The organism is Neisseria yangbaofengii, assembly GCF_014898075.1.
GTDB classification, from domain to species: domain Bacteria; phylum Pseudomonadota; class Gammaproteobacteria; order Burkholderiales; family Neisseriaceae; genus Neisseria; species Neisseria yangbaofengii.
Genome location: NZ_CP062976.1, coordinates 2355977 through 2369642 on the forward strand (window position 1 = coordinate 2355977; position 13666 = coordinate 2369642).

The following is a 13666-nucleotide window of genomic DNA, read 5'->3' on the forward strand; positions in this document are numbered from 1 at the left end:
CCCAACCTACCGCCCAACCTTTTTATTTCCCATCAGGTCAAACCATGAAACTGCTTTTGTTCACCGCACTGATTTTACTCGGTGGCTGCGTATACCACGAAACGCCCTACGGCCGTACCGCCGTGATTGATTTGCCGACGCGCTCGGAAACGGTGATTCGCAAAACCGTCAATGTCAACGCGCCGCCGGGCACGACCGTTATTTATCAAGACAGCACGCCGGCGGGCTATCCGGCAGGCTATCCCGCGTATCCGCGCCGGTATGGGCGTTATGATTGATGCGCCGCGGGGTGGTTTGCCGGTTTAGCATTCGCCTTGCCCCTGTTTTTCCAGTAAAATTACCCATATCGTTTTCACAAATATTTTCTAAAACTTTTTCTCAAAATGTTTCAGACGGCCTGCCCTATTGTAAAAGGCCGTCTGGAACATTTGATTTTAAAAACACATAACAATATGATTAATAAAATATTTTCATGGTTTGAGTCGCGTATCGATCCCTATCCGGCCGCTGCACCCGCTACGCCGGAAAAAGGCTTATGGCGTTTCATTTGGAGCAGCATCGACGGCGTGCGCAAATGGATTGTCGTGCTGGCGTTGGCGACGGCAGTGATCGGCGTGATGGAAGCCTTGCTGTTCCAATTCATGGGTAAAGTCGTCGATTGGCTCGGCCAATACACGCCCGAAACGCTGTTTGCCGAAAAAGGCCTGGCACTGGCGGGCATGGTGGCGATGATGCTGTTTTCGATGGTGTGGACGTTTTTCGCGTCCAACCTGCGCCTGCAAACGCTGCAAGGCGTGTTCCCGATGCGCTTGCGTTGGAATTTCCACCGCCTGATGCTCAATCAAAGCTTGGGCTTTTATCAAGACGAATTTGCCGGACGCGTGTCGGCCAAGGTGATGCAAACCGCGCTGGCCCTGCGCGATGCGGTGATGACCATTGCCGATATGGTGGTGTATGTGCTGGTATATTTCATCACTTCCGGCGTAATTTTGGTGGCGCTTGATTCATGGCTGCTGCTGCCGTTTATCGGCTGGATTATCGGCTTCTCGCTGGTGATGCGCTTTTTAATTCCGAAGCTGGGCAAAACCGCCGCCGCGCAAGCCGATGCCCGCAGCCTGATGACCGGCCGCATCACCGATGCCTATTCCAACATCACCACTGTCAAACTCTTCTCCCACGGCGCACGTGAAGCAGCGTATGCCAAGCAGTCGATGCAGGAATTTATGGTAACGGTACACGCGCAAATGCGTTTGGCGACACTGCTGCACACCTGCAGCTTCTTCGTGAACACCGCGCTGACCCTTTCCACCGCCGCTTTGGGCATTTGGTTATGGCAGCAAGGTTCGGTCGGCGTGGGTGCTGTAGCGACTGCGACCGCCATGGCCTTGCGCGTGAACGGTTTGTCGCAATACATCATGTGGGAATCGGCACGTCTGTTTGAAAACATCGGTACCGTCAACGACGGTATGTCTACCCTGACCAAGCCGCACACCATTCTCGACAAACCTAAAGCGCTGCCGCTTAAAGTGGATCATGGCCAGATTAAATTCGAGCATGTCGATTTCTCTTACGAAACCGGCAAGCCGCTGTTGAACGGTTTCAACCTCACCATCAAACCGGGTGAAAAAGTCGGCTTAATCGGCCGCAGCGGCGCGGGCAAATCGACCATCGTCAATCTGCTGTTGCGCTTTTACGAACCGCAAAGCGGCCGCATTTCGATTGACGGCCAGAATGTGAATGATGTGACTCAAGAGAGCCTGCGCGCGCAAATCGGCTTGGTGACGCAAGACACGTCGCTGCTGCACCGTTCCGTGCGCGACAACATCATCTACGGCCGTCCTGAAGCCACCGATGAAGAAATGCGTCAAGCTGCCGAGCGCGCCGAAGCTGCCGATTTCATTCCTAATCTTTCCGATTCCAAAGGCCGCCGCGGCTACGATGCCCATGTTGGCGAGCGCGGTGTCAAACTTTCCGGCGGCCAACGCCAACGCATCGCCATCGCCCGCGTGATGCTGAAAGATGCGCCGATTCTGTTGCTCGACGAAGCCACCAGCGCGTTGGATTCGGAAGTGGAAGTGGCGATTCAGGAAAGCCTCGACAAAATGATGGAAAACAAAACCGTCATTGCCATCGCCCACCGCTTATCCACCATCGCTGCGATGGACCGCCTGATTGTGCTGGACAAAGGCCGCATCATCGAAGAAGGCTCACATGCCGAATTGTTGGCCAAAAATGGTCTGTATGCCAAATTGTGGTTGCACCAAAGCGGCGGTTTCCTGAGTGAAAACGTGGAATGGCATCAAAGCTAAAGTGTAGGAAATCCCGGCGGTTTCCTACGGCTAAAGGCTTGCGATAACACATAAAATGCCGTCTGAAAATTCAGATTAATTTTCAGACGGCATTTTCGTTTTGTGCCATAATTTCATTTTCCTTTACGACTGGATTATTCATAAAATGCCGTCTGAAATCATGAACCTGTTCTCTACCGCATTCCGTTATGTGTTGATGTCTGCCGGCGTGTTGGCTTTAGCCGCCTGCACCGTCGATTCGCCGCAAAACCAACCGGTGACCGTGCAAAAACCTGTTGTCAAAGCCAAACCCAAAGCCGTCATCGGCCTTGCGCTCGGCGGCGGTGCATCGAAAGGCTTTGCCCACATCGGCATCATCAAAGTTTTGCAGGAAAACGGCATACCCGTGCATGTCGTGAGCGGCACATCGGCAGGTTCGATTGTCGGCAGCCTGTACGCTTCGGGTATGTCGCCCGACCGTTTGGAATTGGAAGCCGAAATCTTGGGCAAAACCGATTTGGTGGATTTAACACTGTCGACCAGCGGCTTCATCAAAGGCGAAAAACTGCAAACCTACATCAATCAAAAAGTGGGCAGCAAACCGATGGAACGTTTTCCGCGTAAATTTGCCGCCGTGGCCACCGATTTTGAAAGCGGTAAAGCGGTGGAATTCAGCCGCGGCAATGCCGGCCAAGCCGTGCGCGCATCGGCTTCGATTCCGAACGTATTCCAGCCTGCGGTCATCAATGGCCGCCGCTATGTTGACGGCGGTTTGTCGCAGCCCGTGCCGGTGACTGCCGCTAAAAACCTCGGCGCCAATTTCGTGATTGCGGTGGATATTTCCGCCAAACCGGTGAAAAACGTCAGCCGCGATTTTTTCTCGTATCTCGACCAAACGCTCAACATCATGAGCACCACCTCGCTGCAGAACGAATTGGGTAAGGCCAGCGTAGTCATCAAGCCGCAGGTATTGGAATTGGGCTCTATCGGCGGTTTCGACCGGAAAAAACGCGCCATTCAATTGGGCGAACAAGCCGCCCGTGCCGCTTTGCCGGAAATCAAACGCAAATTGTCGGCGTATCGGTATTGAGGTTTGAGGCCGTCTGAAAAGCCATGTTTCAGACGGTCTGTTACTTGGCTTCGCCATATAGAAAAAAACACGCAAATCCAGTACAATACGCCCCTAAAATTTTGAAAGCACAAGAAAATCATGGAAGCTGAAGTTATTAATCAGTTGAACAACACCTTAGACGATTTGGAACGGCGCAGCGCCGACATCCGCGTGTACATGGATTACCAAGGCAAGAAAGACCGTTTGGAAGAAGTCATCGGCCTGTCGGAAGATCCCGAATTGTGGAACGATCCGAAAAAAGCCCAAGAAATCGGCAAAGAACGCAAAATCCTCGAAGGCATCGTGCTGACGCTCGACACCATCGCCACCGGTATCGACGACAACCGCATGTTGATTGAAATGACGGTCGAAGAAAACGACGAAGAAGGTTTCTCCGCCGTGCAGAAAGACGTGGCCGGTTTGGAAAAACAAATGGCCGACCTCGAATTCAAACGGATGTTTAACCAGCCGGCCGACCCGAACAACTGCTTCATCGACATTACCGCCGGTGCGGGCGGCACGGAAGCGGAAGACTGGGCGGGCATGTTGCTGCGCATGTATTCGCGTTTTGCCGAACGCCGCGGTTTCAAAGTGGAAATTTTGGAAGAAGACGAAGGCGAAATCGCCGGCATCAACCGCGCGACCATCCGCTTGGAAGGCGAATACGCCTACGGCCTGTTGCGCACCGAAACCGGCGTGCACCGCTTGGTACGCTACTCGCCGTTTGACTCGAACAACAAACGCCACACATCGTTTTCATCGGTGTTTGTCTACCCCGAAATCGACGACAGTATCGAAGTGGAAATCAATCCCGCCGATTTGCGCATCGACACCTACCGAGCATCCGGCGCCGGCGGTCAGCACATCAACAAAACCGACTCTGCCGTGCGCATCACCCACGAACCGACCGGTATCGTGGTGCAGTGCCAAAACGACCGTTCGCAACACGCCAACAAAGCGGCGGCGATGGACATGCTGAAAGCCAAGCTGTATGACTTGGAAATGCGCAAACGCAACGAAGAAAAACAAGCCTTGGAAGAAGGCAAATCCGATGTGGGTTGGGGCAGCCAAATCCGTTCGTATGTGTTGGATTCGTCGCGCATTAAAGATTTGCGCACCGGCTATGAAGTCGGCAACACCAAAGCCGTGTTGGACGGTGATTTGGACGGCTTTATCGAAGCCGGTTTGAAACAGGGTGTGTAAAGGCTCAATGATATAGAGGCCGTCTGAAACGTTTCAGACGGCCTTTTTGGATTGAACTCAATCTGTGAATTATGTTCCAAACAAAGTTATTCCGTTTTTAATGAAATTATGCTGAAAAAAATTGCCGTATGTTTAGGGCTGGCCGTGTGGTCGGTTTTGTTGGTGTTTGTATGGCTGCTCTGGCAAGATTACAGTTATACCCGCCAAACCGTTGATTCAATCCGCCCTGCGGATAAGGCGGTGATTCTGTCGACCAAGGCGTATGAAAACGGCCGTCTGAATCCTTGTTTGGTGGCGCGGGTGCAGGCCGGTGCCGAATTGTATCAAGCTGGAAAAGTGAAGGCACTGGTGATGAGCGGCGGAATTAACCGTGATCATCAATACGGTTCGCGCAATATGCAGGCTATTGCCGAGAAAATGGGTGTGCCGTCTTATGCCATCTTACAGGAAGATCAGTCTGCCAATACTTTTGAAAACATCATTTTCAGCCGCTCGAAAATTGAAGACAGCCGAAATGTGGTGATTGTCAGCGCCGGTTTTCATCTGCCGCGCGCGCGTTGGATGGCGGAAAAACAATGGTCGCAGAACATCCAGCTTTATGCCGCACCGCATTGCACCGAGCCTCATGGCGGTTATGCCTATTCTCTGACCCGGGAAATTGCCGCTATTGTTAAAAACGGCTTAAAAGGGCATTATTAACCTCTCGGTCGGTTTCAGACGGCCTGAGCTGTAGGAAATCGCCGGGTTGTTTACATTTTTTTATGCATAACGGCTTTTGTTTTTGCCTGAACGATTGTTTTAGGGTTTTCGGACGTTATCAAGAACCATGCGGCTTTGCCGTGCCTTTCGGCATTCTTGGCAACACCCGAAAATCCCGAAACCGGTCTTCAGACAAAAAAGGAAAAGTGTAAACAACGCCGGGATTTTCTACACCTGAGACTTGTGCAAACACTCCCCGTCTGTGGCACATTTCTTCGCTATGTGCCGCCCAAAAGCTTGTCTGTCTGGATGATACGTCTGCGCTTTCTGCGCTGCCCTCGTTTCGAACTGCACTTAAATCCAGGGTTTCCAAAGGCCTCTCCTTTTCCTTTTTATGAAAATACACAAAATGTTGCTTTATCTTATCGTGATGGCGCTGCTGGCTTTTACTGCTGCGCTCTACGCCGTATACCGCGGCGAACAAAATGCCGTGCGCCAATCCGAGCATCATCCGCCTCACAAAGCCGATGTGGCGATGGTGTTGGGCAATATTGTCAACCGTCGCGGCAAGCCCAATCCGTGTTTGCGCAGCCGCGTGGAAGCCGGCGTGTGGCTTTATCGGGCGGGCAAAGCGGATTATCTGTTGATGAGCGGCGGCACGGATGCCGATGGCAGCAATCAAGCGGAAGTCATGCGTGATATGGCGGTGAAACTGGGCGTGCCGTCTGAAAACGTGTGGCTGGAAAACCAATCTGAAACCACCTATCAAAACATCAAATTCAGCACCCTGCTTCTAAAAGATCATCACGACATTATCATCGTCAGCGACGGTTTTCATTTACCGCGCGGCTTGTGGCTGGCACGGCATCAATGGCCGGAAAAAAACCTGCAAACCTTTGCCGGGCGTAATTGTGGCGATTCGGCGGCAGTGATGTGGCGCAAACGCGTTCGCGAAGTATCGGCGTGGGTGAAGGCGCTGGTGCTGGATCATGATTAATCTAATCGTTAGGCCGTCCGAATGTTCAGACGGCCTTTGCTTACCTAAAAACTATTGTCAAATCAGCCAAGCCGGACACATTAAGTTGGTCTGTCATCAGGATTTTTACGCAAAATTCGCGTATAATTCCCACCAATTTCGTCGGCGGCCGGCCGAACCCGACACATCACGTTGGAAGCTGCCGCTTTTCCTGCTCCGAAATCCACATGTTCCCATAGGAAACCATCATGATTAACCCCATTGCCGCCCTTTCCCCGTTAGACGGCCGCTACGCCAAATCCGCTGAAGACCTGCGCCCGATTTTTTCCGAATACGGCCTGATGAAAGCCCGTGTCAAAGTCGAGCTGGAATGGCTCAAAGCTTTGGCTGCCGAACCGAAAATCAGCGAAGTGGCTGCGTTCAGTGACTTTACCATTGCCGAAATCGACAAAGTGATTGCCGGTTTCTCGCTTGAGGATGCGGCGGCGGTCAAAGCCATCGAAGCCACCACCAACCATGACGTGAAAGCCATCGAATACTGGCTGAAAGAGCGTTTTTCCGGTGTGCCGGAAGTGGCGGCGGCGAGCGAGTTTATCCACTTTGCCTGCACCAGTGAAGACATCAACAACCTGTCACACGCCCTGATGCTGCAAGAAGCGCGCGAAGCTGTGTTGCTGCCGGAATTGGACGAAATCATCGCCAAGCTCACCGAAATGGCGCACGAATTGGCAGCCGTGCCGATGATGAGCCGCACCCACGGCCAACCGGCCACCCCGACCACCGTCGGCAAAGAAATCGCCAATGTGGTGTACCGTCTGCAACGCCAAGCCAAGCATCTGCAGGCACAGGAATTTTTGGGCAAAATCAACGGTGCAGTCGGCAACTACAACGCGCACATGGTTGCTTATCCCGATGTCGATTGGGAAAACCATTGTCGCAATTTCGTGGAAATCAGCCTCGGCCTGACCTTCAATCCGTACACCATCCAAATCGAACCGCACGACTACATGGCTGAGTTTTTCCAAGCCGTCAGCCGCGTGAACACCATTTTGATCGATTTCAACCGCGACGTATGGGGCTATATTTCACTGGGCTACTTCAAGCAAAAAGTCAAAGCCGGCGAAGTGGGCAGCTCGACCATGCCGCACAAAGTCAACCCGATTGACTTTGAAAATTCCGAAGGCAACCTCGGCATGGCCAACGCCGTGTTGGGTTTTTTGTCGGAAAAACTGCCGGTTTCCCGCTGGCAGCGCGACCTGACCGACAGCACCGTGTTGCGCAATATGGGCGTAGGCGTAGGCTATACCGTATTGGGTTTGGTTGCCCATCTGCGCGGCCTGAACAAACTCGAAGTAAACCCGATTGCCTTGGCCGCCGATTTGGATGCCACTTGGGAACTCTTGGCCGAGCCGATTCAAACCGTCATGCGCCGCTACGGTGTCGCCAATCCGTATGAAAAACTGAAAGACCTCACCCGCGGCAAAGACGGCATCACGCCGGAAGTGTTGAAAATGTTTGTCGAGTCGCTGGAGATTCCTGACGATGCCAAAGCGCAATTGTTGGCATTGACCCCGGCTTTGTATGTGGGTAAAGCAGAAGAATTGGCAAACCGCATTCAAGCTTGTTGAAGCAACATCAAAGGCCGTCTGAAAACTAAGTTTTCAGACGGCCTTTTTATTTAATCGCATGATTCAAATCAATAACGAGTGACTACTGCCAAGCCGCGGTCGGTATATTCGCCCAAGGCTTCGCTGTCGACAAAACGTACACGGCCGCCGGCTGCCAATACTTTTTCAATCATTTCGTCGACGATGTCTTCATAAGCGTGTTCGCCTTTGGCATCTTCGATGTTGATTTCGGTAAGCTTGCGGCCATCTTCGCTTACCTTGGCCGGAATGTGCAAATCCTCTTCCACCGCCAGCAATTCAGCGCGGCCGTCTGAAACAGCTTGCCATACTTCGTTCAGGCCGCCGACAAACAGTTTGTTGCCTTTGGCATTGTTTAATTCGTCGAACACTTTGGCGCGTTCGGCAGACAGCGCTTCTTTGATTTCCGGCCAAACGGTTTTGCCCAATTCATAGGGGTTGTCGCTGTTGCGGCCGCTGTGGATAGACAGCATCACTTGCTCGCCGATGCCTGCGCCATTGTTGAAGTGGCCGATGTTGCGGTCCACGCCCACCACCACAATCGGGGCGGACAATTGTTTTTTGGCCTCCAACAAGGCTTGGCCGACTTCGCGCATTTTATCGGTGACGATTTGGTCGCGCACATGGCTGATGTCTTGGCCCGGGTTGGCTTCGGCGACTTCGTTTTCCACGCTGAACGGGAAACCGAAATTATGCACTTCGTCCAAATATTCTCGGCGGCCGACAAACAATCGAGTGCCGTGTTCGCTCAAAACAGTCAGCAAATACAGCGGGCTGCGGTTCATTGCAAACACCAAATCGCGGGTCAGGAAGTTGTCGGCGATGGTCACGCGCTCCGGAACACGGAAGGGCAGCCGGAATAATTCGGCATATTCCGCGCTGGCGAAAATCACCAAGCCGTCGAGGTTGTATTGGTTATCCACCGATTCGGCCAAGCGGTTGATTTCATCGACGATGTGCGCGGTTTCACGTTTGCCGAATTCTTCTTGCAGACGCGTTACGGCTTCCGATACCAGATTTTTCAAACGGATAATGTCTTTTTCATTGTCGGGCGAGGTGCGGTAAGTCGGCAGCGTAATGGTCACGCTCGGGTAAGATTGCTTGGATTGGATGGTTTTAATGGTATTCAGATTCATCACATGATCCTTTCGGTCTGATGGGGATGGGAGACGTTTCCGGCAAAGTGTCCGGCAAACTGCGTAAGGCTGATGTGAATATTAAAAAATTGATTCGGCATCAAGGAATTAGGCCGAAGTTGAAAAGCAGTGTGTCGGTATCGGCCGGATGGCTTTAAGTTAACATTCGACACCGCAAGCCGCAATTACGCACAATTACATTAACAAACACTTGGCACTGCCGTTTGCTTCAGAATAATTATTTTTGGTTTTAATAAATTGAAAATAAAAGATAAATACATTTCTTTGCACAATGCTGACAAAATTTGTTTGATTACTTTTATTTACGGAACTTAAAACGTTAAACCCTAAATCACATCAAATCAGCAGGCCGTCTGAAAGCCAAGTTTTCAGACGGCCTGCTGCATATTCCTGTAAAATAAGCTTTTTCCAAACCCAAGCCAGATATGAGCCACACCGCCCAAATCATCACCAGCTACGGCCGCCGCTATATCGTCCGCACTCAAGACGGCAAAACTTATGATGCCACCACACGCAAAAAACGCGTTGATTTTGCTTGTGGCGACCAAGTCGAAATCAGCCCGATTAATGCCGAGCAGGCGGTGATTGAAGATTTTCTGCCGCGCCAAAGCCTGCTTTACCGCCAAGACGCTTGGAAAACCAAGCTGATTGCGGCCAATGTCAGCCAATTGCTGATTGTGACCGCTGCTGTTCCAGGCCCGAGCGAAGCCCTGCTGCAACGCGCCTTATTGGCGGCGGAAGCGGCTGACATTGAAGCGGTGATCGTGTTGAACAAGGCCGATTTGCCCGAAACCGCCGCATGGCGCGAAAAACTCGCTTTTTACGGAACCTTGGGCTACCGCGTGCTGGAAACGTGTGCACCGGAAGGGGCGGAAACCTTAAAGCCGATTCTGCAAGGCCACACCAATATCTTTTTGGGGCAAAGCGGCATGGGCAAATCCACGCTCACCAATGCGCTGTTGGGTAACCAAGCCGCGCGTACCGGCGACATTTCCACCGCGCTCGATTCCGGCAAACACACCACCACTCATGCGCAATTGTATGATTTAAATGACGAAACCCGGCTCATCGATTCGCCGGGCTTGCAGGAATTCGGTTTGCACCATTTAGAAGCCGCTGATTTGCTGCACTATTTCCCCGACTTGCGCCACTTGGCAGGCCAATGCCGCTTCCACAACTGCACCCACCGCGCCGAACCCAACTGTGCCGTGAAAGCCGCCGCCGAAGCCGGCGAAGTGAAAACCGAACGCGTGGAATTTTTGCGGCGTGTGACGGATGAATTGCTGCGTTAAGGATTCTATAAAAAAAGGCCGTCTGAAAACGATTCTTTCAGACGGCCTTTTCGCGTTTAAAAATGCTACAATAAGCCTTTGATTTCCCCCCCCCCGATACCCATGAAAAAAGCCGCCCCGAAATCCTTTGAAGAAGCCCTGAAACGCTTGGAAACCTTAACCCAATCCATGCAGAGCAGCGATATGCCGCTGGAAGATGCGCTCGCTGCCTATCAGGAAGGCAACGAATTGGTGCAGTATTGCCAAGAAAAACTGGCCGAAGTCGAACAAAAATTGCAGGTTTTGGATGCCGGCGAATTAAAGGAGCTCAACCTTGATCCAAGCGAATGATTTAAAAGCATGGCAGCAAAAAGCCCAAGCGCAAACCGAATTGCTGCTGGAGCGTTTTTTGCCGTCTGAACACACCAAACCGGCCAAGCTGCACGAAGCCATGCGTTATGTCACGCTCGGCGGCGGCAAGCGTTTGCGTCCGCTGCTGGTGTTGGCTGCATCCGAATTGGGCGAGGCCGACAATGCCGCGGTCGAACAAGCCATGGGTGCGATTGAGATGGTACACGTTTATTCCTTGGTACACGACGATATGCCGCCGATGGACAACGACAGCCTGCGCCGCGGCAAACCGACCTGCCATGTGCAATACGACGAAGCCACTGCGCTGCTGGTCGGCGATGCGCTGCAAGCACAGGCATTTGACGTATTGAGCCGCGCCACCGGATTGCCTGCCGCACGCCAGTTGGCCATGTTGGCGACACTCGCCAAAGCCAGCGGCAGCTTGGGCATGGCCGGCGGTCAGGCGATTGACTTGGCCAATGTCGGCAAAGCGATGAACCAAGCCGGATTGGAAGAAATGCACGGTCTGAAAACCGGCGCGCTGATTCGTGCTGCCGTGGTATTGGGTGCGCTGGCCTGCCCCGATTTGGGCGACGGACACATCGCCCGGCTCGACCAATACGCCGCTAAACTGGGCTTGGCTTTCCAAGTGATTGACGATGTGCTCGACTGCGAAGCCGACACCGCCACACTCGGCAAAACGGCAGGTAAAGATGCCGACAATGACAAGCCGACTTATGTCAAACTGATGGGCTTAACCGAAGCGCGCGCCTATGCCGAAAAACTGAGCGCCGAAGCCGCGGCCTTGTTGCAGCCGTTCGGCGACAAAGCCGCTCATTTGCGCCGTTTGGCGGAATTTGTGACTGCGCGTAAGAATTGAGTTTGCCGGTGTGAAGTGAAACAAAACCGTCTGAAACTGCTAACCCCAAATTTCAGACGGCCTTGTGTTATAATCGCTTCCGCATACAGGCCAGACAGACAGTCGCCGCGTAACGCGTAAGGCTTACGGGGAGGAAAGTCCGGGCTCCAAAGAGCAGAATGCCGGCTAACGGCCGGGCGTGGTAACACGACGGAAAGTGGAACAGAGAGCAGAACCGCCGATGGCCATGATTCCCGCCGGCCTTTTGTGCCGTTGCAAAACGGAATGCCGCAGTCATTAATATGGCGGGGCAAGCAGGGTGCAAAAGGCCGGCGGGAAGGCACAGGTAAGGGTGAAAAGGTGCGGTAAGAGCGCACCGTGCGGCTGGTAACAGTCCGCAGCAGGCCAAACCCCATTCGGAGCAAGACCAAACAGAACGCATTGACGCGGCTCGCCGAGCGTTCGGGTAGGTTGCTGGAGCGTATCAGCAATGGTGCGACTAGAGGAATGACTGTCCAACGACAGAACCCGGCTTATCGTTTGACCTGTGTGCACAGAATGAATCAAGGCCGTCTGAATGTATTGTATTCAGACGGCCTTTTACTAGGTAATAATCAATGGAGATTGTTGAGACTGAATTTGCAGCGTGTTTGGAAGTATAGTGAATCCACTTTAAAATAGTACGGCGTTGGTTCGCCTAACCGTATTATCTATACTGTCTTCGGCTCACCGCCTTGTCCTATTTTAAAGCGAATCCACTATACATCTGATGGTTCAGTGAAAAAGGCCGTCTGAAAATCAACAGCGGATTTTCAGACGGCCTTTTATATATCATCGCATTTATTCGCGGTTGCGGCTCATGTCGGCTGCGGCGGTAAACAGCACGTCGGTTGACGAGTTCAGCGCGGTTTCGGCTGAATCTTGCAACACGCCGATGATGAAGCCGACGGCCACCACTTGCATGGCCACATCGTTGGGAATGCCGAACAAGGCACACGCCATCGGAATCAGCAGCAGCGAGCCGCCTGCCACACCGGAAGCGCCGCAGGCGCCGGCCGTTGCCACTAAGCTCAGCAACAGTGCGGTCAGGAAGTCAACTTGAATGCCCAAGGTGTGCGCTGCCGCCAGCGACAATACGGCAATGGTAATCGCCGCGCCGCCCATGTTGATGGTGGCACCCAATGGAATCGAGATGGAGTAGGTGTCTTCATGCAAACCGAGTTTCTTGGCCAGAGCCATGTTCACTGGAATATTGGCGGCAGAAGAGCGGGTGAAGAAGGCAGTCACACCGCTTTCACGCAAGCAGGTCAGTACCAACGGATACGGATTGCGGCGGATTTTCCACCACACAATCAGCGGGTTCACCACTAATGCGATAAACAGCATGCAGCCGAGCAACACGGTAAGCAGTTGGGCGTAGCTGGCCAAGGCACCGAAGCCGGTTTCGGCTACGGTAGAGGCGACCAAGCCGAAAATACCCAAAGGCGCGAATTTAATCACCCATTTCACCACGGTGGAAATTGCATCAGCCAAATCGGCCACTACTTGACGGGTGGTGTCTGAACCATGGTTGCGGATGGCAAAGCCCAACACCAAGCCCCATGCCAGAATGCCGATGTAGTTGGCATTGGCCACGGCGTTCACCGGATTGGCAACCAAGTTCATCAATAAGGTTTTCAACACTTCGACAATGCCGGAAGGCGGGGCAGTGGAAACATCGCCGGCGCTGGATAAAACGATGTGGGTCGGGAACGTCATGCTGGCAATCACGGCCACCAAAGCGGCGGCGAAGGTGCCGATGATGTACAGACCGATAATAGGTTTGATGTAGGCTTCGTTGCCTTTGCGGTGTTGCGAAATGGCGGCCACCACCAAGATAAACACCAAAACCGGTGCCACGGCTTTCAATGCGCCGACAAACAGACTGCCGAGCAAGCCGACGGCCAAGCCTGCATTAGGCGCAATCCAGCCGACAATAATACCGAGCGCCAAGCCGATGGCGATTTGTTTCACCAGGCTGACGCTGTTGACTGCGTTGAGAAGAGGGTTTTCACTGGACATCGTTCATCCTTGTGTTAAAAGTATGTTAAGAATAAATTACATTC

The 13666-nt window shown here is 52.8% G+C and carries 12 protein-coding genes and 1 other RNA gene; 11 read left to right on the forward strand and 2 right to left on the reverse strand.

The features are described from left to right. Positions 1-44: 44 nt before the first annotated feature. From H4O27_RS11475 to purB, 7 genes are all read left to right on the forward strand, one after another. A complete protein-coding gene (locus tag H4O27_RS11475; RefSeq protein WP_165007271.1) occupies positions 45-278 on the forward strand; it encodes a methionine-binding protein in 234 nt (77 codons plus the stop codon). Positions 279-452: 174 nt separating this feature from the next. Next, a complete protein-coding gene (locus H4O27_RS11480) occupies positions 453-2309 on the forward strand; it encodes an ABC transporter ATP-binding protein (RefSeq protein ID WP_165007101.1) in 1857 nt (618 codons plus the stop codon). Positions 2310-2469: 160 nt separating this feature from the next. After that, the gene (locus H4O27_RS11485; RefSeq protein ID WP_165007269.1) at positions 2470-3378 is read left to right on the forward strand and encodes a patatin-like phospholipase family protein; all 909 of its coding nucleotides are present in this window, start codon (positions 2470-2472) and stop codon (positions 3376-3378) included. A gap of 120 nt (positions 3379-3498) precedes the next feature. After that, positions 3499-4602, forward strand: coding sequence for a peptide chain release factor 2 (prfB, locus tag H4O27_RS11490; protein ID WP_165007098.1), 1104 nt, complete (start codon positions 3499-3501; stop codon positions 4600-4602). Between the two features lie 108 nt (positions 4603-4710). After that, complete coding sequence (locus tag H4O27_RS11495) at positions 4711-5301, forward strand: YdcF family protein (protein ID WP_165007095.1); 591 nt, start codon at positions 4711-4713, stop codon at positions 5299-5301. A gap of 409 nt (positions 5302-5710) precedes the next feature. After that, complete coding sequence (locus H4O27_RS11500; RefSeq protein WP_165007092.1) at positions 5711-6298, forward strand: YdcF family protein; 588 nt, start codon at positions 5711-5713, stop codon at positions 6296-6298. Between the two features lie 227 nt (positions 6299-6525). After that, positions 6526-7905, forward strand: a complete 1380-nt coding sequence (gene purB / locus H4O27_RS11505; RefSeq protein ID WP_165007089.1) for an adenylosuccinate lyase — start codon at positions 6526-6528, stop codon at positions 7903-7905. A 68-nt stretch (positions 7906-7973) separates the two neighbouring features. On the opposite strand, the gene H4O27_RS11510 is transcribed toward purB, so the two are convergent. Further along, complete coding sequence (locus H4O27_RS11510; protein WP_165007086.1) at positions 7974-9059, reverse strand: AOC03_06830 family ribosome hibernation factor; 1086 nt, start codon at positions 9057-9059, stop codon at positions 7974-7976. 446 nt (positions 9060-9505) lie between these two features. Between H4O27_RS11510 and rsgA the strand changes: the two genes are divergently transcribed. The 4 genes from rsgA to rnpB all read left to right on the forward strand — a co-directional run bounded on the left by rsgA (position 9506) and on the right by rnpB (position 12113). Further along, the gene (gene rsgA / locus H4O27_RS11515; protein ID WP_165007083.1) at positions 9506-10372 is read left to right on the forward strand and encodes a ribosome small subunit-dependent GTPase A; all 867 of its coding nucleotides are present in this window, start codon (positions 9506-9508) and stop codon (positions 10370-10372) included. A 102-nt stretch (positions 10373-10474) separates the two neighbouring features. Continuing rightward, positions 10475-10702, forward strand: coding sequence for an exodeoxyribonuclease VII small subunit (locus H4O27_RS11520; protein WP_165007080.1), 228 nt, complete (start codon positions 10475-10477; stop codon positions 10700-10702). Continuing rightward, complete coding sequence (locus tag H4O27_RS11525; protein WP_165007077.1) at positions 10686-11582, forward strand: polyprenyl synthetase family protein; 897 nt, start codon at positions 10686-10688, stop codon at positions 11580-11582. The genes H4O27_RS11520 and H4O27_RS11525 overlap by 17 nt, the downstream gene beginning before the upstream one ends. An 86-nt stretch (positions 11583-11668) precedes the next feature. After that, an RNA gene (gene rnpB, locus H4O27_RS11530) (RNase P RNA component class A) lies at positions 11669-12113 on the forward strand. A 288-nt stretch (positions 12114-12401) separates the two neighbouring features. On the opposite strand, the gene sstT is transcribed toward rnpB, so the two are convergent. After that, positions 12402-13622 carry a serine/threonine transporter SstT gene (gene sstT, locus H4O27_RS11535; protein ID WP_165007075.1) on the reverse strand — a complete coding sequence of 407 codons (1221 nt, stop codon included), beginning with the start codon at positions 13620-13622 and terminating at the stop codon, positions 12402-12404. Positions 13623-13666 lie beyond the last annotated feature (44 nt).